The sequence below is a fragment of the Streptomyces bullii genome (assembly GCF_042657145.1).
Taxonomy (GTDB): domain Bacteria; phylum Actinomycetota; class Actinomycetes; order Streptomycetales; family Streptomycetaceae; genus Streptomyces; species Streptomyces bullii.
Window position 1 is genome coordinate 139,898 of sequence record NZ_JBHSNY010000012.1, and the last position, 25,020, is coordinate 164,917.

At 71.7% G+C, this 25,020-nt stretch carries 22 protein-coding genes and 1 pseudogene; 13 read left to right on the top strand and 10 right to left on the bottom strand.

Annotation, left to right across the window (positions count from 1 at the left end):
• Positions 1-18 precede the first annotated feature (18 nt).
• On the bottom strand, positions 19-966 hold the full coding sequence (locus ACFPZJ_RS31300; protein ID WP_381028672.1) for a M28 family metallopeptidase: 948 nt from the start codon (positions 964-966) through the stop codon (positions 19-21).
• 165 nt (positions 967-1,131) lie between these two features.
• Positions 1,132-1,599 carry a VOC family protein gene (locus tag ACFPZJ_RS31305; RefSeq protein WP_381028675.1) on the bottom strand — a complete coding sequence of 156 codons (468 nt, stop codon included), beginning with the start codon at positions 1,597-1,599 and terminating at the stop codon, positions 1,132-1,134.
• A 21-nt stretch (positions 1,600-1,620) separates the two neighbouring features.
• Between ACFPZJ_RS31305 and ACFPZJ_RS31310 the strand changes: the two genes are divergently transcribed.
• Complete coding sequence (locus ACFPZJ_RS31310; RefSeq protein WP_381028677.1) at positions 1,621-2,262, top strand: CGNR zinc finger domain-containing protein; 642 nt, start codon at positions 1,621-1,623, stop codon at positions 2,260-2,262.
• A gap of 15 nt (positions 2,263-2,277) precedes the next feature.
• Here the strand turns inward: ACFPZJ_RS31310 and ACFPZJ_RS31315 are convergent, their stop codons facing one another.
• Positions 2,278-2,727, bottom strand: coding sequence for a winged helix-turn-helix transcriptional regulator (locus tag ACFPZJ_RS31315; RefSeq protein ID WP_381028680.1), 450 nt, complete (start codon positions 2,725-2,727; stop codon positions 2,278-2,280).
• A gap of 116 nt (positions 2,728-2,843) precedes the next feature.
• Here ACFPZJ_RS31315 and ACFPZJ_RS31320 point away from each other — a divergent pair.
• A pseudogene (locus ACFPZJ_RS31320) lies at positions 2,844-4,046 on the top strand (MFS transporter); the annotation flags it as partial.
• Between the two features lie 32 nt (positions 4,047-4,078).
• Here ACFPZJ_RS31320 and rarD read toward each other — a convergent pair.
• Together rarD and ACFPZJ_RS31330 are read right to left on the bottom strand one after the other, a co-directional pair.
• Positions 4,079-5,023 carry an EamA family transporter RarD gene (gene rarD, locus ACFPZJ_RS31325; RefSeq protein WP_381028998.1) on the bottom strand — a complete coding sequence of 315 codons (945 nt, stop codon included), beginning with the start codon at positions 5,021-5,023 and terminating at the stop codon, positions 4,079-4,081.
• 214 nt (positions 5,024-5,237) lie between these two features.
• The gene (locus tag ACFPZJ_RS31330) at positions 5,238-6,092 is read right to left on the bottom strand and encodes an SDR family oxidoreductase (RefSeq protein ID WP_381028683.1); all 855 of its coding nucleotides are present in this window, start codon (positions 6,090-6,092) and stop codon (positions 5,238-5,240) included.
• A 101-nt stretch (positions 6,093-6,193) separates the two neighbouring features.
• Between ACFPZJ_RS31330 and ACFPZJ_RS31335 the strand changes: the two genes are divergently transcribed.
• Positions 6,194-6,571: a winged helix-turn-helix transcriptional regulator gene (locus ACFPZJ_RS31335; protein WP_381028685.1), complete on the top strand. Its 378-nt coding sequence runs from the start codon at positions 6,194-6,196 to the stop codon at positions 6,569-6,571.
• A gap of 46 nt (positions 6,572-6,617) precedes the next feature.
• On the opposite strand, the gene ACFPZJ_RS31340 is transcribed toward ACFPZJ_RS31335, so the two are convergent.
• The 5 genes from ACFPZJ_RS31340 to ACFPZJ_RS31360 form a co-directional block, all read right to left on the bottom strand.
• Positions 6,618-7,697 carry a 2-oxoacid:ferredoxin oxidoreductase subunit beta gene (locus ACFPZJ_RS31340; RefSeq protein WP_381028688.1) on the bottom strand — a complete coding sequence of 360 codons (1,080 nt, stop codon included), beginning with the start codon at positions 7,695-7,697 and terminating at the stop codon, positions 6,618-6,620.
• Positions 7,690-9,618, bottom strand: a complete 1,929-nt coding sequence (locus tag ACFPZJ_RS31345) for a 2-oxoacid:acceptor oxidoreductase subunit alpha (RefSeq protein ID WP_381028690.1) — start codon at positions 9,616-9,618, stop codon at positions 7,690-7,692. The genes ACFPZJ_RS31340 and ACFPZJ_RS31345 overlap by 8 nt, the downstream gene beginning before the upstream one ends.
• Positions 9,619-9,879: 261 nt before the next feature.
• Positions 9,880-10,539, bottom strand: a complete 660-nt coding sequence (locus tag ACFPZJ_RS31350; RefSeq protein WP_381029000.1) for a LuxR C-terminal-related transcriptional regulator — start codon at positions 10,537-10,539, stop codon at positions 9,880-9,882.
• Between the two features lie 325 nt (positions 10,540-10,864).
• Positions 10,865-12,238: a sensor histidine kinase gene (locus ACFPZJ_RS31355; RefSeq protein WP_381028693.1), complete on the bottom strand. Its 1,374-nt coding sequence runs from the start codon at positions 12,236-12,238 to the stop codon at positions 10,865-10,867.
• Between the two features lie 474 nt (positions 12,239-12,712).
• The gene (locus ACFPZJ_RS31360) at positions 12,713-14,194 is read right to left on the bottom strand and encodes a sensor histidine kinase (protein WP_381028696.1); all 1,482 of its coding nucleotides are present in this window, start codon (positions 14,192-14,194) and stop codon (positions 12,713-12,715) included.
• A 201-nt stretch (positions 14,195-14,395) separates the two neighbouring features.
• Here ACFPZJ_RS31360 and ACFPZJ_RS31365 point away from each other — a divergent pair, with 201 nt between their 5' ends.
• The 10 genes from ACFPZJ_RS31365 to ACFPZJ_RS31410 are packed head-to-tail and all read left to right on the top strand — an operon-like array spanning position 14,396 to position 24,842.
• Positions 14,396-14,821: an NADH-quinone oxidoreductase subunit A gene (locus ACFPZJ_RS31365; protein ID WP_381028698.1), complete on the top strand. Its 426-nt coding sequence runs from the start codon at positions 14,396-14,398 to the stop codon at positions 14,819-14,821.
• A complete protein-coding gene (locus tag ACFPZJ_RS31370) occupies positions 14,812-15,453 on the top strand; it encodes an NADH-quinone oxidoreductase subunit B (RefSeq protein ID WP_381028700.1) in 642 nt (213 codons plus the stop codon). Before ACFPZJ_RS31365 ends, ACFPZJ_RS31370 begins: the two co-directional genes overlap by 10 nt.
• Positions 15,450-16,928 carry an NADH-quinone oxidoreductase subunit C gene (locus ACFPZJ_RS31375; RefSeq protein WP_381028702.1) on the top strand — a complete coding sequence of 493 codons (1,479 nt, stop codon included), beginning with the start codon at positions 15,450-15,452 and terminating at the stop codon, positions 16,926-16,928. Before ACFPZJ_RS31370 ends, ACFPZJ_RS31375 begins: the two co-directional genes overlap by 4 nt.
• Complete coding sequence (locus tag ACFPZJ_RS31380; RefSeq protein WP_381028704.1) at positions 16,925-17,893, top strand: complex I subunit 1/NuoH family protein; 969 nt, start codon at positions 16,925-16,927, stop codon at positions 17,891-17,893. The genes ACFPZJ_RS31375 and ACFPZJ_RS31380 overlap by 4 nt, the downstream gene beginning before the upstream one ends.
• A gap of 2 nt (positions 17,894-17,895) precedes the next feature.
• Positions 17,896-18,744: a NuoI/complex I 23 kDa subunit family protein gene (locus tag ACFPZJ_RS31385; protein ID WP_381028707.1), complete on the top strand. Its 849-nt coding sequence runs from the start codon at positions 17,896-17,898 to the stop codon at positions 18,742-18,744.
• Positions 18,741-19,358, top strand: coding sequence for an NADH-quinone oxidoreductase subunit J family protein (locus tag ACFPZJ_RS31390; protein WP_381028709.1), 618 nt, complete (start codon positions 18,741-18,743; stop codon positions 19,356-19,358). The genes ACFPZJ_RS31385 and ACFPZJ_RS31390 overlap by 4 nt, the downstream gene beginning before the upstream one ends.
• Positions 19,358-19,750, top strand: a complete 393-nt coding sequence (gene nuoK / locus ACFPZJ_RS31395; protein WP_381028712.1) for an NADH-quinone oxidoreductase subunit NuoK — start codon at positions 19,358-19,360, stop codon at positions 19,748-19,750. Before ACFPZJ_RS31390 ends, nuoK begins: the two co-directional genes overlap by 1 nt.
• Positions 19,747-21,741, top strand: coding sequence for an NADH-quinone oxidoreductase subunit 5 family protein (locus tag ACFPZJ_RS31400; RefSeq protein WP_381028715.1), 1,995 nt, complete (start codon positions 19,747-19,749; stop codon positions 21,739-21,741). The genes nuoK and ACFPZJ_RS31400 overlap by 4 nt, the downstream gene beginning before the upstream one ends.
• Positions 21,742-21,747: 6 nt before the next feature.
• Entirely contained in the window at positions 21,748-23,322 is a 1,575-nt protein-coding gene (locus tag ACFPZJ_RS31405) for an NADH-quinone oxidoreductase subunit M (RefSeq protein ID WP_381028717.1), read from the top strand.
• The gene (locus ACFPZJ_RS31410; RefSeq protein WP_381028719.1) at positions 23,319-24,842 is read left to right on the top strand and encodes an NADH-quinone oxidoreductase subunit N; all 1,524 of its coding nucleotides are present in this window, start codon (positions 23,319-23,321) and stop codon (positions 24,840-24,842) included. Before ACFPZJ_RS31405 ends, ACFPZJ_RS31410 begins: the two co-directional genes overlap by 4 nt.
• The last annotated feature ends 178 nt before the right edge of the window (positions 24,843-25,020 follow it).

The following is a 25,020-nucleotide window of genomic DNA, read 5'->3' on the forward strand; positions in this document are numbered from 1 at the left end:
GGGCGGAGCCGTGTGGAGCTACTCGGACAGTTCCCACACCGCGTACGCGAGGGCGTCGCTGTTGCGGTCCAGGGCCGTGTCGTCGATGTTGGCGGTCGTGTCGCAGGACGAGTGGTAGCAGCGGTCGAAGGCCTGGCCCGCCCTACCGCCCCACTTCGCGGCCTGGGCGGCGGTCTTGGTCCGGCTCGCGCCGGTGAAGAGCCCGCCCACCGGCACGCCCGCGCTCTTGAACGGGGCGTGGTCGGAGCGGCCGTCGCCCTCCGTCTCGATCTCCGTGGGCACGCCGATGCCGGTGAAGTAGTCCTTGAAGGTCTTCTCGATGGCCGGGTCGTCGTCGTACACGAAGTAGCCGGGGTTGGGTGAGCCGATCATGTCGAAGTTCAGGTAGCCGCTGATCCGCGAACGGTTCGCTGCGGAGAGGCTGTTGATGTAGTGACGGGAGCCGACCAGCCCCAGTTCCTCCGCGCCCCACCAGGCGAACCGCAGGTGCTTGGTGGGCTTGTACTGGGCCCGGGCGACGGCCAGCGCGGTCTCCAGGACGGCGGCCGAGCCGGACCCGTTGTCGTTGATGCCGGGCCCGGAGGAGACGCTGTCGAGGTGTGAGCCCGCCATGACGACCTGGTTGGTGTCGCCGCCGGGCCAGTCGGCGATCAGGTTGTAGCCGGTGCGGCCGGAGGCGGTGAACTGCTGGACGGTCGTGGTGAATCCGGCCGCGTCCAGCTTGGCCTTCACGTAGTCGAGGGAGGCGCGGTAACCGGCCCGGCCGTGCGCGCGGTTGCCGCCGTTGGCGGTGGCGATGGACTGCAGCTGCGTCAGATGCGCCTTGACGCCGGCCACCGGTATGTCGGGCGCGGCGGCGGCACCCTGGGCAGTGGGCGAGGCACCGGCGACGGATCCGCCGGTGACCAGCATGGCGGCGGCGACGACACCTGCCGCCGCCGCGCGCCCGGAAACGGAGAGCTTCATGTGGGGGCTCCGAATTCCTTGGGGAAGCCCGTGGGGTCACCACGGGCAGCCCACAGTGAATGGGGTGCCTGGATGGTGAAGCTGTGACTGACTCTCCGTCAAGAGCGGTATCAGGTCAGGCGTCGTGCCCTGTCCGTGCGTGCATGCCGGGTGCTTCGCCGGTCCCTAGTGCACGCAGAACTCGTTCCCCTCCGGGTCCGTCATCACGATCCACTCCCCGCCCGGCTCCTTCACCCGCCGCAGCACGCTCGCCCCGAGCTTCTCCAGCCGGGCCACCTCGTCCTCCCGCTGCCCCTCGGCCGTGTGCAGGTCGAGGTGGAGCCGGTTCTTGACCGTCTTCGCCTCCGGTACGCGCTGGAACAGCAGCCGCCGCCCCAGTCCGGCGCCGCTCTCCTCCTGCACCGGGTCGTCGGGGTGCCGTACGGCCATCAGGTCGCGCCAGGCGGGCCGGCCGTGGAACTCGACCGTCAGGTCGGCGGACACGGCACCGAAGCCGAGCAGTTTCTCGATGAGCGCGCTGTTGTCCTCGACTTCGTAGCGCAGCGCGGCGGCCCAGAAGTCGGCCTGCGCGTGCGGGTCGCCCGCGTCGACGACGAGTTTCCAGTGCAGGGGTGCGGGGGTGGTCTCCGTCATGTAACCACTTATACTGGTTACGTGAGTGAGCGGGCAACGGAAACGCCGGAACGGCTCCCCGGACTGACACTCGTCTCGTACGAGGGGAAGCCCTTCCGTTTCGATCCGGGCGCACTGTGCCTGGAGTTGGTGGTGACGGGCGGACCGGGGGCCTTCGCCCGCTACGAGATGCTGGACGAACCCGCCGACCTGGTGGCCTGGGCGGAGCGCAGCCGGCTGCCGGCCGGCCTGGACCTGGCCGTGACCGGAGACGAGGTGGAGCAGGCCCGCGCTCTTCGTGACGCCCTCGTCCTGCTCGCCGCCGACCGCGCCCACGGCCGCCCGCTGCCGCCGCGCCACCTGGCCGTCGTCAACGCGGCCGCCGCGCGGCCCCCGCTCGTGCCCCGCGTCGAGCCGGACGGCACCCGTCACTGGGCCCCGGGCGCCACGGGCACCCAGTTGCTGTCGACCGTCGCCCGCGACGCGATCGACCTGTTCACCGGCCCGTACGCCGACCGCGTCCGCGAGTGCGGGGCGCACGACTGCTACCTGCTCTTCGTCGACACCTCACGGCCGGGCCGCCGCCGCTGGTGCGCGATGGAACACTGCGGCAACCGCGAGAAGGTCCGGGCGCACCGGGCCCGTACCTCCGCCACCGGCAAGCGCCGGGCGACGCCCGGATAGACCAGCGGTCCGGCTCTAGGGGGCGTGCGCCTCCGCGCTCTCCGCCTCCCGCGCGTCGTACGCCGCCCGGGCCGCCGCGATCTCCTGCTGGTGCTCCTCGGTCCACGTCACCAGCGACTGGATCGTCGCGTGCAGCGTCCGGCCCAGCGAGGTCAGTTCGTACTCCACGCGCGGCGGCACCACCGGATGCACGGTCCGCCGCACCAGCCCGTCGCGCTCCAGCTGGCGCAGTGTGACCGTCAGCATGCGCTGGCTGATGCCGTCGATCTCGCGGCGCAGCTCGGTGAAGCGCAGTCGCCGGTTGTCCAGCAGCGCGATGACGAGCAGCGACCACTTGTCGGCGATCCGGTCCAGGATCTGCCGGACCTGGCAGTCCTCCCGGACGTCCCACTGGAAGGGGTCGGCGTCGCCGTGGTCCACGGTGCCCGCGCAGTTACTCGGTGACTTCGAAGTGCCCTCTTCCATACCTGTCGATGCTGCCGCAGGCTGGACCCGGTTACAAGAGGGAACCGACCTCCGGTCGCGTAACCGCCCCTCAGCCGCGTAACCGCCCCCTGTCTTCGTATCCGAGGAGTGTTCTCATGGCCACCCGTGCCTGGGCGCTGCTGCTCGTCCTGTGCGGAACGATCTTCCTGGAGGGCATCGACGTCGCCATGATGGCGGTGGCGATCCCCACCATCCGCTCCGACCTGGGGCTCGCCACGGACACCGCGGCGTGGGTGATGAGCGCCTACGTCCTCGGCTACGCCGGGTTCACCCTGCTCGGCGGCCGGGCCGCCGACCTGCTCGGCCGGCGCCGGATGTTCCTGTCGTGGCTGACCGTCTTCTTCGTCTTCTCCGGCCTCGGCGGCTTGGCGACCGAGGGCTGGACGCTCGTCGTGGCCCGTTTCGTCACCGGTGTCGCCGCCGCCTTCATGACCCCGGCCGCGCTCTCCCTGATCACGACGTCGTACGAGGAGGGTCCCCGGCGTGACAAGGCGCTGCTGGTCTTCGCCGGTACCGCGGCGGGCGGCTTCTCGCTCGGCCTCGTGACCGGCGGTCTGCTCACCCAGCTCGGCTGGCGCTGGGTGTTCTTCGCCCCCGTGGTGCTGGCCGGTGCCCTGCTGCTCGCGGCACTGCGGCTCGTACCGGCCCAGCAGGATGTGCCCGCCGGCCGCCGCGGCTTCGACCTGCCCGGTGCCCTGACCGTGGCCGGCGCGATGCTGCTGGCCGCCTACACCGTCGTACGACTGGAGCACGGGCTGCGGGACTGGCCGACGACCGTGGCGGTGGGACTCGCGGCGCTGCTGTTGTTCGGCGCCTTCGTGGCGATCGAGCGCCGCAGCGCGGACCCGCTGGTCCGCCTCGGCATCCTGCGGCAGGGCTCCGTGGTACGGGCCGACCTCGGGGTGCTGCTCTTCCTCGGCGCCTTCTTCGGCTTCCAGTTCGTGACCACCCTGTACCTGCAGGAGCTGCGCGGGTGGTCGTCCCTGCAGACCGCGATCGCCCTGGTCGTCATGGGCTGCGACGCGGTCCTCGCACCGACCCTGACCCCGCGGCTGGTCGCCCGCTACGGCACCGCCCGCGTCATCGTCGGCGGCTTCCTGCTGGCGATCGTCTCCTACGGGCTGTTCCTGCCGGTCGGCATGGACTGGTCGTACGCGCTCATGCTGCCGACGCTGTTCCTGGCCGGGGTCGCCTTCGCGCTCGCCTACGGGCCGCTGACGATCGCCGCGACCGACGGGGTCGCCGCGTCGGAGCAGGGCCTTGCGGGCGGGCTGCTGAACACCGCCGGCCAGTTCGGCTCGGCCCTGGGCATCTCCGCGGTGACCGCCGTCTACGGCCTGGCGTCGGCCGGGTCGGGCTCGGGCCCGGAGGCCACGCTCTCCGCCTTCCGCACGGCGCTCACGGTGCCCGTCGTCATGGTGGTGCTGGGCGCGCTGATCGCGCTCTTCGGCCTGCGCGCGGAGCGCCAGGCGTCCAGGGTGAGCAGCGTCAGCGCCAGCCACACCAGCGCGAAGCCGGCCCAGCGCTCCGGCGGCATGGCCTCGTCGAAGTAGAGGACGCCGAGCAGGAACTGGAAGACCGGGGTCATGTACTGCAGCAGGCCGATGGTGGACAGGGGCACGCGGATCGCGGCCGCGCCGAAGCAGACCAGCGGGAGCGCGGTGACGATGCCGGCCGCGGCGAGCAGCGCCGCATGCCCCGGCCCCTCGCTGGCGAAGGTCGATCCGCCCCGCGCGCTCAGCCACAGCAGGTAGGCGAGCGCGGGCAGGAACTGGATGGCCGTCTCCGCGGCCAGCGACTCCACGCCGCCGAGGTTCACCTTCTTCTTCACCAGTCCGTAGGCGGCGAACGAGAAGGCCAGGCAGAGGGAGATCCACGGCGGCTGCCCGTAGCCGACGGTCAGTACCAGTACGGCGGCGAAGCCGATCCCGACCGCCGCCCACTGCACGCGCCGCAGCCGCTCCTTCAGCAACAGCACGCCCAGCGCGATGGTGACCAGCGGGTTGATGAAGTAGCCCAGCGAGGCCTCGACCACGTGCCCGCTGTTCACCGCCCAGATGTACAGGCCCCAGTTGACGGTGATGACCGCCGCGGCGATCGCGATCAGCCCGAGCTTGCGCGGCTGTCGCAGCAGCTCACGGACCCAGGCCCAGCGCCGTACGACGAGCAGCGCCGCGCCCACGAAGACCAGCGACCACACCATCCGGTGGGCCAGGATCTCCACCGCGCCTGCGGGCTTCAGCAGCGGCCAGAACAGGGGCACCAGGCCCCACATCCCGTAGGCCGCGAAGCCGTTCAGCAGTCCTATGCGCCGCTCACCTCTCGGCTTGCCGGTCACGGGCCCTCCTCCGCACATGTGGTACGCGTGCTCGACGGTAACGCCGAGCACCCCCGTCTGTCATGTCCGTATCGCTATACGGTCATGACAGACGGGGGTGTGGCGCTCACGGGCCGCGCTCAGCTTGCGCTCAGGGCCCGCAGGGGGGAGGTCAGCCCTTGAGCGCGGCGGCGACGGCCTCGGACAGTGGCGTGGTCGGGCGGCCGATCAGACGGTTCAGGTCGCCGGTGGAGACGGCCAGCTCGCCCTTCTCGATGGAGGCGTCCACCCCGGCGAAGACCGCGGCCAGCGGCTCGGGCAGCCCGGCGCCGGCCAGGATGCCGGTGAGCACCTCGGGCGTGACGGCGTTGTAGGTGATCTCCTTGCCGGTCTGCCGGCTCAGCTCGGCGGCGTACTCGGCGAAGCTCCACGCGGTGTCGCCGCCCAGCTCGTACGTCGTGTTCTCGTGTCCCTCGCCGGTCAGCACGGCGACGGCGGCAGCCGCGTAGTCGGCCCGGGAGGCGGTGGAGATGCGGCCCTCGCCGGCGGCGGCGACGACCGCGTTGTGCTCCAGTACCGGGGCGAGGTTCTCGGTGTAGTTCTCGTGGTACCAGCCGTTGCGCAGCAGCGCGTACGGCAGGCCGGAGGCGAAGATCGCCTCCTCCGTGCCGCGGTGGTCGTCGGCGAGGGCGGCGGTCAGGCTGCCGGGGGCGCTGGTGTAGGCGAGCAGGGCGACACCGGCCGCCTTCGCGGCGTCGATGACGACCTCGTGCTGCCGCACACGGCCCTTGTCGAACTCGTTGCCGGAGATCAGCAGCACCTTGTCGCCGGCCGAGAACAGGGTGTCGAACGTCTCGGGAGCGTTGTAGTCGGCGAGCGCGATCCGCACGCCGCGGTCCGCGAAGTCCGCGGCCTTCTCCGCGGTGCGCGCGACCGCGGTGATCTGGTCGGCCGGAACCTTCTCCAGCAGCTGCTCCACGACGTGACCGCCGAGCTTTCCGGTGGCGCCGGTAACGATGATGCTCATGATCAGAACTCTCCTGGTGGGGTGCGTCTCGCGCGTCTTGCACTAACCCTAGAGGGAGCGCTAACTCAGGGAAAGTACCCACTTTGAAGTAAGGTACTGGCATGACAGTAAGTGACTTGAGCTGGGACGGTGAGGAGATGTGCCCCCACCGTCTCGTCCTGGAGCACGTCACCAGCCGCTGGGGCGTGCTCGTGCTGATCCAGCTCCTGGAGCGTCCGCACCGCTTCAGCGAGCTGCGCCGGGCGATCGGCCGGGTCAGCGAGAAGATGCTCACGCAGACGCTCCAGACCCTGGAACGCGACGGACTGGTCCACCGCGACGCCAAGCCCGTCATCCCGCCGCGTGTCGACTACTCCCTCACCGAGCTGGGCCGCGAGGCCGCCGAACAGGTGCGGGCGCTGGCGCTGTGGACCACGGCGCGGATGGACGACGTGGAGCGCGCCCGCCAGGCGTACGACGAGGCCCGGGCCGCTTCCTAGCGGCCCGGGCCTCGGTCGCCCCTGCGGTGCCGGGGTGCTCGGGTGCTCAGCCGACGACCGTCCAGGTGTCGCCGCCGGCCAACAGCGCGGCGAGGTCGCCCTTGCCGCGCTGCTCGATCGCGGTGTCCAGCTGGTCGGCCATCTGCGTGTCGTAGACGGGCCGGTCGACGGAGCGGAAGACACCGACCGGGGTGTGGTGCAGGGTGTCCGGGTCCGCCAGGCGCGACAGGGCGAAGGCCGTGGTCGGGGACGCGGAGTGCGCGTCGTGGACCAGCACCTGGTCCTCGTTCTCCGGCGTCACCGTGACCACCTTCAGGTCACCGGTCAGCTGGTCCCGTACGACGCCCTTGGACAGGTCGTGGCCGAAGCGGATCGGCTTGCCGTGCTCCAGGCGGATCACGGCCTCCTCGGCCTGCTGCCTGTCCTTGAGGACGTCGAAGGCGCCGTCGTTGAAGATGTTGCAGTTCTGGTAGATCTCGATCAGCGCCGTGCCCGGGTGGGCCGCGGCCTGGCGCAGCACCTCCGTCAGGTGCTTGCGGTCGGAGTCCACCGTCCGCGCCACGAAGGACGCCTCCGCGCCGATCGCCAGCGACACCGGGTTGAACGGCGCGTCCAGCGAGCCCATCGGCGTCGACTTGGTGATCTTGCCGACCTCGGAGGTCGGGGAGTACTGGCCCTTGGTGAGACCGTAGATCCGGTTGTTGAACAGCAGGATCTTCAGGTTCACATTGCGGCGCAGCGCGTGGATGAGGTGGTTGCCGCCGATGGACAGCGCGTCGCCGTCACCCGTGACGACCCACACCGACAGATCGCGGCGCGAACTGGCCAGGCCCGTGGCGATGGCCGGCGCACGGCCGTGGATGGAGTGCATCCCGTAGGTGTTCATGTAGTACGGGAAGCGGGAGGAGCAGCCGATGCCCGAGACGAAGACGATGTTCTCCTTCGCCAGGCCGAGCTCCGGCATGAACCCCTGCACCGCGGCGAGGATCGCGTAGTCACCGCAGCCGGGGCACCAGCGCACTTCCTGGTCGGACTTGAAGTCCTTCATGGACTGCCGTCCCTCGGCCTTGGGGACGAGGGAGAGCGCCTCGATCGTGCCCGTGCCTTCCGTGGACGTCTCAGCCATCGATGGCCTCCTTGAGCGCCTTGGCGAGCTGCTCCGCCTTGAACGGCATGCCGTTGACCTGGGTGTACGACTGGGCGTCGACCAGGTACTTCGCCCGGACCAGGGTGGCGAGCTGACCGAGGTTCATCTCGGGGATCACCACCTTGTCGTAACGCTTGAGCACCGCGCCCAGATTCCGCGGGAACGGGTTGACGTGCCGCAGGTGCGCCTGCGCGATCGACTCCCCGGCCGCCCGCAGCCGGCGCACGGCGGCGGTGATCGGCCCGTACGTCGATCCCCAGCCCATCACGAGGGTCCCCGCCCCGTGCGGGTCGTCGACCTCCAGCTCCGGTACGTCGATGCCGTCGATCTTCGCCTGCCGGGTGCGGACCATGAAGTCGTGGTTGGCGGGGGCGTAGGAGATGTTGCCCGTGCCGTCCTCCTTCTCGATCCCGCCGATCCGGTGCTCCAGACCCGGCGTGCCCGGGATCGCCCAGGGCCGGGCCAGGGTGTGCGGGTCGCGCTTGTACGGCCAGAACACCTCGGTACCGTCGTCCAGGGCGTGGTTGGGGCCCTGGGCGAACTGCACCCGGAGATCCGGCAGCTCGTCCAGCTCCGGGATGCGCCACGGCTCCGAGCCGTTGGCGAGGTAGCCGTCGGAGAGCAGGAACACCGGGGTGCGGTAGGTCAGCGCGATCCGGGCCGCCTCCAGCGCGGCCTCGAAGCAGTCCGCCGGGGTGCGGGGCGCGATCACGGGCACCGGCGCCTCGCCGTTGCGGCCGAACATCGCCTGCAACAGATCGGCCTGCTCGGTCTTGGTGGGCAGACCGGTCGAGGGCCCGCCGCGCTGGATGTCCACGATCAGCAGCGGCAGCTCCAGCGAGACGGCGAGACCGATGGTCTCCGACTTCAGCGCCACGCCGGGCCCGCTCGTCGTCGTCACCGCCAGCGAGCCGCCGAAGGCGGCCCCCAGCGCCGCGCCGATGCCGGCGATCTCGTCCTCGGCCTGGAAGGTGCGTACACCGAAGTTCTTGTGCTTGCTCAGCTCGTGCAGGATGTCGCTGGCCGGGGTGATCGGGTACGAGCCCAGGAACAGTGGCAGGTCCGCCTGCTGCGAGGCGGCGATCAGCCCGTACGCCAGGGCGAGGTTGCCGGAGATGTTGCGGTACACGCCGGGCGGGAACGCCTTGGCGGCCGGGGCGACCTCGTAGGAGACCGCGAAGTCCTCGGTGGTCTCGCCGAAGTTCCACCCGGCACGGAACGCCGCGATGTTCGCCGCCGCGATGTCCGGCTTCTTGGCGAACTTCGCCGTCAGGAACTTCTCCGTGCCCTCGGTGGGCCGGTGGTACATCCAGGACAGCAGCCCGAGCGCGAACATGTTCTTGCTGCGCTCGGCCTCCTTGCGGGTGAGGTCGAACTCCTTCAGTGCCTCCACGGTGAGCGTGGTCAGCGGCACCGGGTGGAGGTTGTAGCCGTCGAGGGACCCGTCCTCCAGCGGGTTGGTTTCGTACCCGACCTTCTGCATCGCCCGCTTGGTGAACTCGTCCGTGTTGACGATGATCTCCGCGCCGCGCGGCAGGTCGCCGATGTTCGCCTTCAGCGCGGCCGGGTTCATCGCCACCAGCACGTTCGGCGCGTCGCCCGGGGTGAGGATGTCGTGGTCGGCGAAGTGCAGCTGGAAGGACGACACGCCCGGCAGGGTGCCGGCGGGCGCGCGGATCTCGGCCGGGAAGTTCGGCAGCGTCGACAGGTCGTTGCCGAAGGACGCGGTCTCCGAGGTGAAGCGGTCACCGGTGAGCTGCATGCCGTCACCCGAGTCGCCCGCGAACCTGATGATCACTCGGTCGAGGCGGCGGACGTCCTTCGCCCCGGCCGCTTTGCGCTGTTCACCCGCGACTGCTTCGTCGGCCTGCTCCGCTGGGCTGCTGACCTGGCTGGTCACTGAACTGGACCTCCCTCGAGGCGGCTGTCCGGGAGCGGCCTTCCCACAGGTCCTCCCAAGACCAACCCTACGTCCGTAAGGATCGCCTTCCTTGGATCATTCGCATACTGGACATGACTTTGAGACGGTTCGGCACCCTGAGCTGTCATATGTCCGCCCCCCGGCGTTCGGCTTGAAGACGCTCCCCGTCCGTCGTCCGGTTCTCCGCCCCCGGCATCCGGCCGGCGGGCCGGGGTCCGGCATTCCGTACGACCGGGACGGTCAGGAGTTGAGGTAGGTGAGGACGGCCAGCACCCGCCGGTGGTCGCCCTCGCTCGGGGACAGCCCGAGCTTCAGGAAGATGTTGCTGACGTGCTTCTCGACGGCTCCGTCGCTCACCACGAGCTGCTTGGCGATCGCCGAGTTCGTCCGCCCCTCGGCCATGAGCCCCAGGACCTCCCGTTCCCGCGGGGTGAGTCCCGCGAGCACGTCCTGCTTGCGGCTGCGCCCCAGCAGCTGCGCGACCACCTCCGGGTCGAGAGCCGTACCGCCCTCGGCCACGCGCACCACCGCGTCGACGAACTCACGTACTTCGGCTACCCGGTCCTTGAGCAGATAGCCGACGCCCCGGCTCGACCCCGCCAGCAGTTCGGTGGCGTACCGCTCCTCCACGTACTGCGACAGCACCAGCACCCCCAGCCCGGGGTGTGCCTTGCGCAGCTGCACCGCGGCCCGCACCCCTTCGTCGGTGTGCGTCGGCGGCATCCGTACGTCGGCCACGACCACGTCCGGCAGCTCGCCCTGCGCGTCCAGCTCCGTGATGGTCTTGATCAACGCCTCGCCGTCGCCGACCCCGGCGACGACCTCGTGCCCGCGGTCGGTCAGCAGCCGGGTCAGGCCCTCCCGGAGCAGCACCGAATCCTCGGCGATGACCACGCGCACCCTGTCCTCCACGATCCTCGGCCCCCCACACCCCGGCTCCGCCCGTACGACTGGTCCAGCATTCCAGCATTGACGGGTGGATGCGGGCTGGGCGACGTGAATAGGGGCGGGCCAGGGGGCGAGGGGGTGGGTTTCGGTCGGGGAATGGCTTGTTGTCGATCAGGGGGCGGGGGTGGGGTGCCGGTGGCAGTGCGGGTGGGGGGGCCGGTTCCGGTCTGGGGCCGGTGACGGTGGGTTCCGGTGGGAGGTCGGTGGGGGTGAGTTCCGGCGGGGGTGGGGGGAGTGGCTCAGCCGCCCCACCATCGGCGTCCCCTTCGGCGGATGCTCAACTCACCCGCTCGGATCGCCACGGCAGTTCCGCCGTCACCCGGGTCGGGCCACCGGCCGGCGAGTCCACGACCAGGATCCCGTCCACCGCGCCCAGCCGCTCCGCCAGTCCCGCCAGCCCTGAGCCCTCGGAGACGTCGGCCCCGCCCACGCCGTTGTCCACGACCTGCAGCATCAGCCGGTTCTCCACCCGCCACACCTCGACGCCCGCCCAAGTGGCACGCGAGTGCTTGCTGATGTTCTGCAGCAGCTCCGACACCGTGAAGTAGGCGATCCCCTCGATCGCCGGCGCCGGCCGCTCCGCGAGGTCCACCTCCACCCGCACCGGCACGGTGCACCGCGAGGCCACCGCCGACAGCGCCGCGTCCAGGCCGCGGTCGGTCAGCACGGCCGGGTGGATGCCCCGGGCCAGGTCCCGCAGCTCCCGCAGGGCCGTCTTCACCTCGCCGTGGGCCTCGTCGACCATCCGCACAGCCGCCTGCGGATCCTCCCGCAGCTTCTCCTTCGCCAGGCCCAGGTCCATCGCCAGCGCCACAAGCCGGGCCTGCGCCCCGTCGTGCAGGTCCCGCTCGATGCGCCGCAGGTCGGCCGCCGCCGTGTCGACGACCACCCCCCGGTCCGACTCCAGCTCCACCACCCGCGTCGCCAGCCGCGACGGCCCGAGCAGCCCGTGCACCAGCAACCGGTCCACCATCGTCAGCGCCCGCACGATCCACGGCGTGGCGATCGTGAACAGCAGCCCGACCAGCGCGGTCACCGTGACCTCGAAGGGGTTGTCCAGGTAGATCCGGTGGGTCTCGTCGCCGTACAACTGTAAGCCGTCCTGCCCGGCGTACATGGGGAACACCCAGCACCACAGCGGGTAGGTCAGCAGCGCCCAGCCGAGCACCCAGGCGTTCACCACGACGACGAAGGAGAACGTCGCCCACGGCAGGAACAGCAGCGCGTACAGCACGGCCCGCCACGAGGTGCCGTTCTTCAGCACGGCCCCCATCCACGCCATCGCGCCCTGCTTCCCCACCCGCAGCGGCTCGGGATCGGCCACCTCCAGGCCCAGCAGCGCCCGCGCCCGCACCCGCTCCAGCGCCCCGAACCCCCGGCATCCGGCGAGCGCCGCCGCCAGCACGGGGACGCCGAGGAACGTCACCAGCAGGCCCGCCCCCAGCGACACCATCGTGACCGCGTACGCGAAGAGCAGGATGCTGATCGGCAGGCTCAGCAGCACATGACCGAGCTCGCGCCAGGTGCGCGCCTCGACCGGTGCCCGCAGCGCGGCCGGCAGACGGTGCCGCCGCTCCCCGCTGCTCCCGGCGCTCCCGGGGTGCCCGGGCCGTATGCCGAGCCCGTAACCCTGTCCGTACTCCGTGGTCATCGGCGTCGTCCTTCTCCTCGTCCTGCGGCTGTCCCGTCGGACCTCCACCCTGCTCCGCCGCAGGTCGGCGGACCATGCGGCCCGTCGGCCTCTTGGACGGGGGGTTTTCCCCACCCTCTTCCGCTCCGGCGGGGCGTCCTCCGAGCGCTGCGGAACTCGGTCGAGTCGCCGCCCGTGGCCGAACGGGCGGCCCTTCGCGGGCCGCCGAGCCGCCCCGCTTACCGCTCACGTCGTCGGCCGCTCACGCGCTGCCCGACCGTGTGGCTGACGGGGCGCGTGGCTGACGGTGCGCGTCGCCGACCGTTCGTCGCCGACCGCCCGGGCGGGGCCGCTGGGGCGGGGCCGCTCCGGCAGAGCCCGCTCGGGTTGGGTGCTCCGGCAGAGGGCGTTCGGGCCGAGAAGGCGGGCGCTCCAGCAGAGGGCGCTCGAGCAGAGGGCGCTCGCGCGGGCCGGATGAGACGGGGCCGACCCGGGTCAGTGGCCCCTCCGGCCGCTGCCGCCGGAGGCGTCCGCGCGGTCGCGCCACGGCAGTTCCGCCGTGATGGTCGTCGGGCCGCCCTCCGGTGACTCCAGGACGAACAGGCCGTCGACGGCGTCCAGCCGGTCGGCGAGGCCCTTCATGCCCGTGCCGCCGTCGAGGCTGGCGCCTCCGCGGCCGTTGTCCCACACCTGTATGAGCAACCGGTCGTCCGTCCGCCACACGTCCACCGAGGCCGCCTTCGCCCCGCTGTGCTTGCTGATGTTCTGCAGCAGCTCCGAGACGGTGAAGTAGGCGATGCCCTCGATGGCCGCGGCCGGCCGGGCCGCCAGGTCCACCGTCACCTTCACCGGGACCGTGCAGCGCGAGGCCACCGACGACAGCGCCGCGTCAAGGCCGCGGTCGGTCAGCACGGCGGGGTGGATGCCGCGGGCCAGGTCCCGCAGTTCCTGCAGCGCCAGTTTCACCTCGCCGTGCGCCTCGTCGACCATCGCCGCGGCCGCGTCCGGGTCCTCCAGGAGCTTCTCCTTGGCCAGGCCCAGCCCCATGGCCAGGTTGACCAGGCGGGCCTGCGCCCCGTCGTGCAGGTCGCGCTCGATGCGCCGCAGGTCGGCGGCGGCCGTGTCGACCACCACGCCCCGGTCGGACTCCAGCTCCGCGATGCGGCGCTCCAACTCGTCGGAGGGCGACAGCAGCCCCCGCACCATCGCCCGGTCGGCGTTGGCCAGGCCCCGAGCGACGAACGGCAGCACCGGCCACAGCACGAACAGCGAGACCAGCGTGATGGCGAAGGTGAGGACGCCCCAGGGCAGCCGTATGAACTCGTACAGCACCGCACGCCAGCCGACCGGGTCCTTCACCGCCGTCCACAGCTGCTGGAAGAACCCGTCGCCACCGCGCATCGGCAGCTGGCTCGGCTCCTCCACCCGCACCCCGAGCAGCGCCCTGGCCCTCGCCCGCTCCATCCTGCCCAGCTGCCGCGCGCCCATCAGCCCGGCCGCCAGCAGCGGGAACCCGATCACGGTGACGGTCAGCCAGAAGCCGGTGAACAGCACCGTCACGACGTAGGTGAACCCGAGCAGCGCCACCGGAAGGTTCGCCAGCAGGTGCGCGATCTCCTTCCAGGTGTGCCGGTCGTAGGCGAAACGGGGCGGCGGCGGGCGTTCGCCGGACTCGGCCGTCGTCGGACCGGTGGCTGAGCCGGTCGTCGAGCGCCTGTCTGAGTCCGTCGTCGGACCGGTGGCTGAGCCCGTCGCCGAGCGCGAGGCTGTGCCGGTCGTCGAGCCCCTGGCTGGGCCAGTGATCGAGCCCGTGGTCATGCCCGTCGCCGAGCCCGCCGATGCGCCCGCCGATGCGCCCGTGGACGTGCCCGTGGACGTGCCGGTGGAGGCGCCGGCGGGCGCGCCTGTGGCCGTGCGGCTGGACGGGCCGGCGGACGCCCCTGCGGACAGGCCCGCGGACGGATAGCGTTCGGTCATACGCGTAAGCGTGCCCGGCGCCGGACGGCCGCGCCATGAGGTGAACCGCCACGATCCCCTGGGGTAAACCCCACCCCCGCATGCACCACGGTGACGGGCTGCTTACCGTGCCTTTATCAGGGCCTAGACTCCCGTTGCGTACAGATCGTCGAACAAGCGGCGTTCACGAGGGTCGCAGAGTCAGGGAGCGAGGGGACGGACGTGCCGGAACCGACCGTCGTCGATACGACCGTCGTCGCGGCGGACCACGCGGCCGCGGCGGACTACTTCGAGTCCTACTCGGTCGTCGGACTGCTCGCCGTCATCGGCGTGCTGTTCGTCGCCGTCGCCTTCGGGGCCGGACGCCTGCTGCGGCCCGTGGTCCCCACGCCCGAGAAGCTCCTGACGTACGAGTGCGGCGTCGACCCGGTCGGCGAGGGCTGGGCCCACACCCAGGTCCGCTACTACGTCTACGCGTTCCTGTACGTGATCTTCGCCGTCGACTCGATCTTCCTGTTCCCCTGGGCCACCGTCTTCGCCGATCCCGGCTACGGCGCGACGACCCTCGTGGAGATGTTCATCTTCCTCGGCTTCCTGGCCGTGGGCCTGCTCTACGCCTACAAGAAGGGCGTCCTGGCATGGACGTGACCCCCACCCCCGTGTCGCTCCCCGAGCCGAAGCGGCTGGGCGCGCTCGCCCGCCTGGCCCCCGAGCCGATGAAGGTGATCCTGAACTGGGGGCGCCGCTACTCGCTCTGGGTCTTCAACTTCGGGCTCGCCTGCTGCGCGATCGAGTTCATCGCCGCGTCGATGGCCCGCCACGACTTCATCCGCCTCGGTGTCATCCCGTTCGCGCCGGGCCCGCGCCAGGCCGACCTGATGGTGGTCTCCGGCACGGTGACGGACAAGATGGCCCCTGCCGTCAAACGCCTGTACGAGCAGATGCCCGAGCCAAAGTACGTCATCTCCTTCGGTGCGTGCAGCAACTGCGGCGGCCCGTACTGGGACTCCTACTCCGTCACCAAGGGCGTCGACCAGATCATCCCGGTGGACGTGTACGTACCCGGCTGCCCGCCCCGCCCCGAAGCGCTGCTCCAGGGCATCCTCAAGCTCCAGGAGAAGATCGCGCGCGAGTCGCTGGGGGAGCGGTACGGCTCCGAGGCGCCCCGCCCCTCGGCGGCGGCCCTGCAGAGCGGCCTGGTGCAGCCGCCGGCCACGGCCACGGCCCCGGGGACAGCCACGTCCTCCGGGACGGCCACTGCTTCGGGGGAGGACCGATGAGCGGTGCCGGCTGGCTGCCCGCCGACGTCGAGGAGCTGTTCGGCACGGAGGCCACGGCCGAGGAGTCGTACGAGGTCCTCACCGTCGACGTACCGCCGGCCGCCTGGATCTCCGCCCTGGAGACCGCGCGCGACCGGCTGGGCTGCACCTACTTCGACTGGCTGAGCGCGGTCGACGAACCCGGCACGGGTTTCCGCGTCGCCGCCCACCTCGCCGCCCTGTCCCCGTCCCCGGTACGACGGCTGCTGCTGCGCACGACCGTTCCGCACGAGGCACCCGTGCTGGCGAGCGCGGTCGGCGTGTACGCGGGCGCGGCCTGGCACGAGCGCGAGACGCACGAGATGTTCGGCGTGCTCTTCGAGGGCCACCCCGCACTGGAGCACCTCCTCCTCCCCGACGGCTTCGAGGGTCACCCCCTGCGCAAGGACTTCGTCCTGGCGGCCCGGGTGGCGAAGGCCTGGCCGGGCGCGAAGGAACCGGGAGAGTCGGAACACGGCGGCCCCAAGCGCCGCCAGATGCTGCCTCCGGGCGTCCCCGACCCGAACGAGTGGGGCCCGCTCAAGGGCCAGCTGCCGCCCGCCCCGGCCCGCCCGGCCCGTGGCGCGGCCCGCGCGGCAGGCGAACGCCCGGCCCGCGTGGCCGCGGCACGCGCGGCGGGCGTGCCCCCCGTACGCCGCACGCGCACGGCGGCCGAGGGCTCGGCGAGCCAGGCCGCAGCGCCGGTCGGTGGAACGGAACCGGGGGCACAGGGTGCTCCTGAGACGCCGACCACCGGTCCGCGCCGTGCCCGTACGGCGGCGGAAGGCTCGGCCGGCCAGGCGGCCACCGGCCCCGAAGCCCCGACCGGCGGTGCCGCGTCCCCTCCGGCGTCCGGCGAACGGAACGCCCCGCGTCGCGCCCGAAGCGCGAGCGAGGGCTCGGCGAGCCAGCGACCTGGCGCGTCGGCGGCGGCACCGACCGAGCGGCCGACGGCGGAGGAACCGGCGGCCGACAGCCGGGAGGAAGGTGCCCCGTCGCCCCGTCGCGCCCCGGACGTGAGGGCAGTTTCGAACGCCGCGAACACCCCGGAGACCCAGCCGGAGGAAACCCCGCAGGCCCGGGAAACTCCGAACGCCCCGGAAACCCCGGAGACTGCGGAGTCCACACCTTCCACGGACGAAGACGCCGGACCCGCACGCCCACAGGACCGGGCCGCCAAGGCCCCCACGGCGCCGAGGAGCCCGGACGCGCCCTGGCACCACGCCCGCCCGGCCTACGACGAACCGAAACCCCAGCCGTCACCCGAGGCCGCACCGCTGCCTGCCCCCGAGGCGCCCGAGGCGCCCGAGCCTGTGAACGGTGCCGACGGTGACCACGGTGCGGACGGCGCATCGAACACGGACGCATCGAACACGGGCACCACCCCTGAGCCCGGGAGCCTCGAGCACCCCGAGCAACCCGAGAACCCCGAAGACACCCAAGGAGGCCAGCGGTGAACGACGTACTCGACGTCACGCTGCGTCTTCTGGCCGTCTTCGTCGTCTTCCTCACCTTCCCGCTGATCATCGGCCAGACCGAGCACAAGGTCATGGCCCACATGCAGGGCCGCCTCGGCCCGATGTACGCCGGCGGTTTCCACGGCTGGGCACAGCTCATCGCCGACGGCGTGAAGTTCGCGCAGAAGGAGGACGTCGTCCCGGCGGGCGCGGACCGCCGCATCTTCCAGCTCGCGCCGGCCGTCGCCCTCCTGCCGTACCTGCTCGTCCTGCTCGCCATCCCCATCGGCCCCGGGGAGGGTGCCGTCGGTCAGGTTGTGGACGCGGGCGTCTTCTTCGTCCTGGCCGTCATGGGCGTCGGCGTCCTCGGCTCGCTCATGGCCGGCTGGGCCTCCGCCAACAAGTTCTCCCTCCTCGGCGGTCTGCGCACCGCCGCCCAGCTCCTCGCCTACGAACTGCCGATGCTGCTGACGGCCGCCTCCGTCGCGATGGCGGCCGGCACCGTCTCCCTCCCCGGCATCCTCGACGCCTTCGAGTGGTGGTGGCTGCCCTGGCAGATCGTCGGCGCGATCGTGTTCTTCGTGGCGGGCCTCGCGGAGTTGCAGCGCCCGCCGTTCGACATGCCGGTCGCCGACTCGGAGATCATCTTCGGCGCGTACACCGAGTACACGGGCCTGCGTTTCGCCCTGTTCCTCCTCGCCGAGTACGCCGGGATCGTCGTCCTGTGCGGCCTGACCACCGTCCTGTTCCTGGGCGGCTGGCACGGCCCCTGGGGCGCCGACGGCCTCGGCTGGGTGTGGACCCTGCTGAAGACCGCCCTCCTCGCCTTCCTCGTGATCTGGCTGCGTGTCACCTACCCCCGCCTGCGCGAGGACCAGCTCCAGAAACTCTCCTGGACCCTCCTCGTTCCCCTCTCCCTCGCCCAGATCGCCCTCACCGGCGTCGTCAAGGTGGTGATCGAGTAACCATGGCCGCCTCGCTCCCGCCCTCCCGGCCCCGCATCCCCGGCAGTGGCCTCGCCAAGGGCCTGGCCGTCACCCTGCGCACGATGACGAGGAAGACCGTCACCGAGCAGTACCCGGACGTCCAGCCCGACCTGCCGCCGCGCACCCGTGGCGTCATCGGTCTGTTCGAGGAGAACTGCACGGTCTGCATGCTGTGCGCCCGCGAGTGCCCCGACTGGTGCATCTACATCGACTCGCACAAGGAGACGATCCCGGCGGCGACCCCCGGTGGCCGCGAACGCAGCCGCAACGTCCTCGACCGCTTCGCCATCGACTTCTCCCTGTGCATGTACTGCGGTATCTGCATCGAGGTCTGTCCTTTCGACGCGCTGTTCTGGTCCCCGGAGTTCGAGTACGCCGAGACCGACATCCGTGAGCTCACCCACGAACGTGACAAGCTCCGCGAGTGGATGTGGACCGTCCCGGCCCCGCCGGCCCTGGACCCCGGCGCGGAGGAGCCCAAGGAACTCGCCACCGCCCGCAAGGCCGCCGAGAAGCTGGCGGCGCAGCGGCAGGCCGAAACCGCCGACACCCCGGGCGCTGCCGGGACCGCCGAACCCGGCGGCGCCGGAACGGGTGGGGTTGCCGGAACCGGCGGGGCTGCCGGAACCGGCGGGGCCGCCGCGGCGGCACGCACCACGGCCGCGCCGTCGACACCCGCGCCCGGCACGGAGCCCCACGCCGACGAGCAGGCCCGCGCGGCCGAGGGACCCACCCGCCCGATGGGCGACTCCAAGCAGCAGACGGACCAGCCGAAGCTGGATAAGCAGCAGCCGGACCAGCCGAAGCCCGGGCAGGAGGGCCGGGAATGAGCCTCGCAGCGACCACCGGCCGCCTCGCCGCGGACACCACCGCCACGGCCGCCGAGACCCACGGATTCCTCTCCCCGACCGGCGTCGAGATCGCCTTCCTCCTCGTCGGCCTGGTCACCTTCGGTGCCGCGATCGTCACCGTCACCACCAAGCAGCTGGTGCACGCCGCCCTGTGGCTGGTGGTGACGCTCGGCGGTCTGGCCGTCGAGTACCTCCTGCTCACGGCCGAGTTCATCGCCTGGGTGCAGGTCCTCATCTACGTCGGTTCCGTCGTCGTCCTCCTCCTGTTCGGTCTGATGCTCACCCGGGCCCCGATCGGCCGCTCGCCGGACGCCGACTCCGGCAACCGCTGGGCCGCGCTCACCGTGGCCGTCGCCGCCGCGGCCGCTCTGGTCTGGGTCGTCGTGGACGCCTTCCGTACGACCTGGATCGACCTGGACGGCCCCGCCGCCGGATCCACCCGGGTGACCGGCGAGTCCCTCTTCCAGAACTGGGTCCTTCCCTTCGAGGCCCTCTCCGTCCTCCTCCTCGCCGCCCTGGTCGGCGCGATCGTCCTGTCCCGCAAGGCGAAGGCGGGGGATCAGGCAGCCGCAGACAAGGAAGGCGCCCGCTGATGCACCTCGCCTATCCCGCCGTGCTCTCCGCCCTCCTGTTCTGCACGGGCCTGTACGGCGTCCTCGCCCGCCGCAACGCGATCCTGGTCCTGATGTCGGTCGAGCTGATGCTCAACGCCGTCAACCTCAACCTCGTCGCGTTCGACGTCTGGCTCAGCAGGACCGCCGAGGAGACCCTGCACTCCGGTCAGGCCCTGACCCTGTTCACCATCGCCATCGCCGCCGCCGAGATCGGCATCGGCCTGGCGATCGTCCTCGCCGTCCACCGCAACCGCGGCACCTCGGACATCGACAAGCTCCGCGACACCGCCGAGCTGCACGACACCGACCACCCCGACAGCGACACCCCCGCGACCGAGGCGGCTGCCGAGAAGGCTGAGGCCACCGCGTGACCACGACCACCCTCGCCGCCCTCGTCCCCCTCCTTCCGTTCCTCGGCGCCGCCGCAGGCCTTCTCCTGGGCCGCACCGCGCCCGGCTTCGTCCGGCCGCTCGCCGTCCTGCCGACCCTCACCTCCCTGGTGCTGGCCGCGCTGGTCGCCGTGCGCCAGGGCGGCGACCGGGCCGTCGACGCCGCCACCGAGCTCACGCCCACCGGCTCGGTCCCGATCGAGCTCGCCCTGCACATCGACGGCTTCGCCGCCCTCACCGCCGTCCTGGTCGGTGTCGTCGCCACCTGCGTGCAGATCTACTCGACGGGCTACCTGCGCGACGACCCGCGCTACCCGTCGTACGCCGCTCTCGTCTCCCTGTTCACCTCCGCGATGCTCCTGGTCGTCTACTCCGGCGACCTGATCGTGCTGCTGGTCGGCTGGGAAGTCATGGGCATCTGCTCGTACTTCCTGGTCGGCCACTACTGGGAGACCCCGGAGGCCCGCGCCGCCTCGCTCAAGGCCTTCCTGGTCACCAAGCTCGGCGACGTCCCCTTCCTCATCGGTCTGTTCGCCCTCGCCACCGACGCCGGCTCGTTCCGCATCACACGGGTCCTCGGCGCCGTCGCGAGCGGCGGACTCGACCATCCGACGCTGATCGCCCTGCTGCTCCTGGCGGGCGTGGCCGGCAAGTCGGCGCAGTTCCCGCTGCACACGTGGCTCCCCGACGCGATGGCGGGCCCGACGCCCGTCTCCGCGCTGATCCACGCAGCGACGATGGTCGCCGCCGGTGTCTACTTCATCGCCCGTCTCCTCCCGCTGTTCGAGGCCTCGCGGGCCGCGATGGTGGTCCTGGCCGTCATGGCCGCCGTCACGATGGTCGGCTCGGCGCTCGTCGCGCTCGCCCAGGACGACATCAAGCGGGTCCTCGCCTACTCGACGATCGGCCAGCTCGGCTACATGAGCGGCGCCCTCGCTGTCGGCGACCGCGGAGCCGCCGTCTTCCACCTCCTGTCCCACGGCGCCTTCAAGGCGCTGCTGTTCCTCGCGGCCGGTGTGATCATCCACGCCGCCGGCACCAACTCTTTGGCCGCCATGTCCCGCATGCGGAACCTGCGCGACCGCGTCCCCGACGCCTACTGGACGATGACCGTGGCGCTCCTCGCGCTCGCGGCGATCCCGCCGTTCAGCGGCTTCTTCTCGAAGGAAGCGGTCCTCGGCGTCGCCGAGCACGTCGTCACCGGCGACACCGAGCACGCGCCCGCCGCGGCGGGCTGGACCGTGCTCCTCGCCGGACTGCTCACGGCCCTGCTCACCGCCGCCTACGCCACGCGCCTGTGGCTGCTGGCCTTCCGCGGCCGGGGCGCCGAGGCCCCCGACCACGGCCGGCAGCCGCTGACCATGACCGCGGTGCTGTGGGTGCTCGCCGTGCCCTCCCTCGCCCTGGGCGGGTTCGCGTTCCGCGTGCTGCCCGACTGGTTCGACGGCCGCGACCTGAGCCCGACCCTCACCACCTCCGTGCTCGGCACGGGCGTGGCCCTGGTCGGCGGCATCGTCACCTACGCCGCCTGGCGGCACACCACCGCGCTCGCCGCCCGCGTCCCGCTGGGAGCCGTCGCGGCCCACCCCGAGGGCGACGCCGCCCAGGTCGAGGCCGAGGCCATCGCCAGTCACAAGCCCGCCTACGGCACCGTGGCCGCCGCACCCGACCCGTCCGATCCCGGGCGGCTGCTGCTCGGCCCGCTGCACCGTCACGCGGCCCTGGGCTTCCACCTGGACGCCGTGTACGCGGCCCTCTTCGTCCGCCCGGTCCAGGCCGGAGCGAGCCTCGTCCGGTTCCTCGACCGCGAGGTCGTCGAGACCTACGTACGTGGCGCGGGCGCCCTGCCACGGTGGCTCGGCACCGCCGTGCGGCGCGCCCAGACCGGCAATGTGCAGACCTATGTGAGCGCGCTGCTCGCCGGCGCCGTCGTCCTGGCGGTCGCCGCCGTCCTCGTCGCCACGGGAGCGTGAGCAGACGTGATCGATATCAACGAGTCCGTGATGCAGTTCCTTCTGGCGTTCGTCGTCGTCGGCCCGCTCCTCGGCGCCGCCGCCGCTCTCCTGCCGGCCCCGCCCGGGCTGAAGGGGAAGTCACCCGAGCAGGCCGTGCTCCGGCACGGCGTCACCGTCACCGGCGCGGTCCTCGTCGCCGCGCTCGTCCTCGCGCTCGGCTTCGACCACGACCACCCGTCGAAGATGCAGGCCAGCACCGACATCAGCTGGATCCCCGCACTCGATGTGCGGATCCACCTCGGCATCGACGGCATCTCCCTCCCCCTCCTGGTCCTGACCGCGCTGCTGACGTTCCTGAGCGCGCTCTACTCGTACTTCAACATGCCTGCGGGCCCGAGCCCGAAGGCCTTCGTCGCCCTGCTCCTCGTCCTGGAGTCCGGCACCCTCGCGACCTTCGCCGTCCTCGACCTGCTGCTGTTCTTCCTCGCCTTCGAGATGGTCCTCATCCCGATGTACTTCCTCATCGCCCGCTGGGGCGGCGAGGGCCGGAGCCAGGCCGCGTGGCGGTTCATCCTCTACACGCTGCTCGGCTCCGTGGTCATGCTGCTCGGCCTGCTCCTGATCGGAATCAAGGCGGGCACGTTCGACATGGTGGCACTCGGCACTGACAACGGCCGGTCGCTGACCACATCCGTGCAGGTCATCGCGGTTCTGGCGATCGGGATCGGGCTCGCGGTCAAGACGCCGATGTGGCCGCTGCACAGCTGGCTGCCCGACGCTCACACCGCCGCGCCGACGGTCGGCTCGGTCCTGCTGGCCGGCGTGCTGCTGAAGATGGGAACGTACGGATTCGTCCGGATCCTGCTCCCGGTCGCGCCGGACGGCTTCCGCACCTTCGCGCCCTACCTCGCCGCCCTCGCCGTCGTCGGGATCATCTATGGATCACTGGCCTGCCTGGCCCTCGCCAAGCAGGGCGCGAAGGGCGACCTCAAGCGGCTGATCGCCTACTCCTCCGTCGGCCACATGGGCTTCGTCCTGCTCGGCATCGCGACGATGACCCCGACCGGCGTGAACGGCGCGCTGTTCGCCAACATCGCCCACGGCCTCATCACCGGCCTGCTCTTCTTCCTGGTCGGCGCCCTGAAGGACCGCACCGGCACCACCGACCTCGACACCCTCGCCGAGGAGACCGGCGCCGCCCTGTACGGCAAGGCCCCACGCCTGGGCGGGCTGCTGGCCTTCGCCGCGGTCGCCTCGCTCGGCCTGCCCGGGCTGGCCGGGTTCTGGGGCGAGATGCTGGCGTTGTTCGGCGCGTTCGACCCTGCCGCCGGCCTCAGCCGCCCCGCCTTCCTCACCTTCATGGCGATCGGCGCGTTCGGCACGCTGCTGACGGCCGCGTACCTGCTCGTCGTGGTCCGCCGCGTCTGCATGGGCGCACAGCCCCAGGACGCCCCGAAACTCACCGACGTACGCGGCTACGAGTTCGCGGCCTGGACCCCGCTCGTCGTCCTCACCGTCGTCGCCGGACTGTGGCCCAAAGCCCTCCTCGGCCTCACCGACCCGGCCGTGCAGCAGCTCCTCGCAGGAGGCACCCGATGAGCTCCCTGGCCCAGCCCCTGGCCGCATCGCTGGTCCAGTCCGTCGACTGGCTCGCCATCGCGCCGCCCACCCTCGCGGCGGTCGTCGGACTCGGCGTCCTCGTCGCCGACCTGTTCGTCGCCGAGCGCACCAAGGCGCTGCTCGGGTGGCTGTCGGTCGCCGGCCTCGCCGCCTCCCTGCTCCTGCTGCTGCCGCTCCTCGACGGCGACCGCAGCACCTTCTGCCTGACCGGCGACCCCGGCGTCTGCAGCTACACCGCGGACCGCTTCGCGCTCGTCATCCAGTTCCTGGTGCTCGGCGGCGCGCTCCTCGCCGCCCTGCTGTCGGTCACCGCCCTGAAGGACGCGCGCGGGGGACTGCCCGAGGGCGAGTTCTGGTTCCTGCTGCTGTCGTCCGCGGCCGGCGCCGCCCTCCTGCCCGCCTCCCGCGACCTGGCGACCCTCATCGTCGCCCTGGAGGTGGCGTCCCTGCCCGCCTTCGCCCTGGTGGGCCTGCGCCACGGCGACCGGCGCTCCTCCGAAGCGGCACTGAAGTTCTTCCTGTCCTCGGTCACCGCGACCGCGGTCAGCCTCATGGGCATCAGCTTCGTGTACGCCTCCACCGGCACCCTGTACCTCACCCAGGTCGCCGACCGGATCCAGAACGTCGACGGCCAGCTCCACACTGTCGCCCAGACGGGCGTCGTCCTCACCCTCGTCGGCTTCGCCTTCAAGACGGCCGCCGTGCCGTTCCACTTCTGGGTGCCCGACACCTACGTCGGCGCGCCGCTGCCGGTCGCCGCCTACCTGTCGGTCGTCGGCAAGGCCGTCGGATTCACGGGCCTCATCCTGGTCACGGTGATCGCCCTCCCGTCGTACGCGGACGTCTGGGGCCCGGCACTGGCCGCGCTGGCCGCGCTCACCATGACCGTCGGCAACGTCGGCGCGCTGCGCCAGCAGGCCACGCGCGCGTACAGCGCGGTCCGGCTGCTCGCCTGGTCGTCCGTCGGCCAGGCCGGCTACCTCCTGGTGCCGATCGCCGCCGCCGCCTACTCCGAGGACGCCGAGCAGTCGATCGGCTCCACCGTGGCCTACGCCCTGATGTACGGCGCCGTGAACCTCGGCGCCTTCGCGGTGGCCGCGCTCCTGGGCCGTGCCAAGCCCCTCAACCGCGTCTCCGACTACCGAGGCCTGTACGCGTCCAGCCCGCTGAGCGCGCTGCTCCTGGCGTTCTTCCTGCTCTGCCTCGCCGGGCTGCCGCCAGGCATCATCGGCCTCTTCGCCAAGGTCACCGTGTTCGGCGCGGCCGTAGACGCGGGCCTCGGCTGGCTCGCCGTGGTCATGGCGGTCAACGTCGTCATCGCGCTGTTCTACTACCTCCAGTGGACGGCCCTGCTGTTCCGCGCCCCGGAAGGCGAGCCCGAGCAGCACCGCGTCCCCGCCCCCCTCACCGCCGCGATCGCCCTGACCGGCGTCCTCGGCATCGCCCTGTCCGGAGCACCCCAGCTGGTCCTGCGCTTCACCGACACCGGGCTCTTCTGACCACTCCTCCGGCCAGCCGTCGCTTTCCCCCACGCACGCGTGGGGCACCCGGCCCCCACGCGCGCGTGCCGCCTGCCGTCGCCGTCACCCGGACGGTCCACGCGTGCCGCCGTACCCACCAGGGAACCAGCGCTTCTCGCCTGGCGTTGACCAGTACGGGAGGGTCCACTGGACGTGA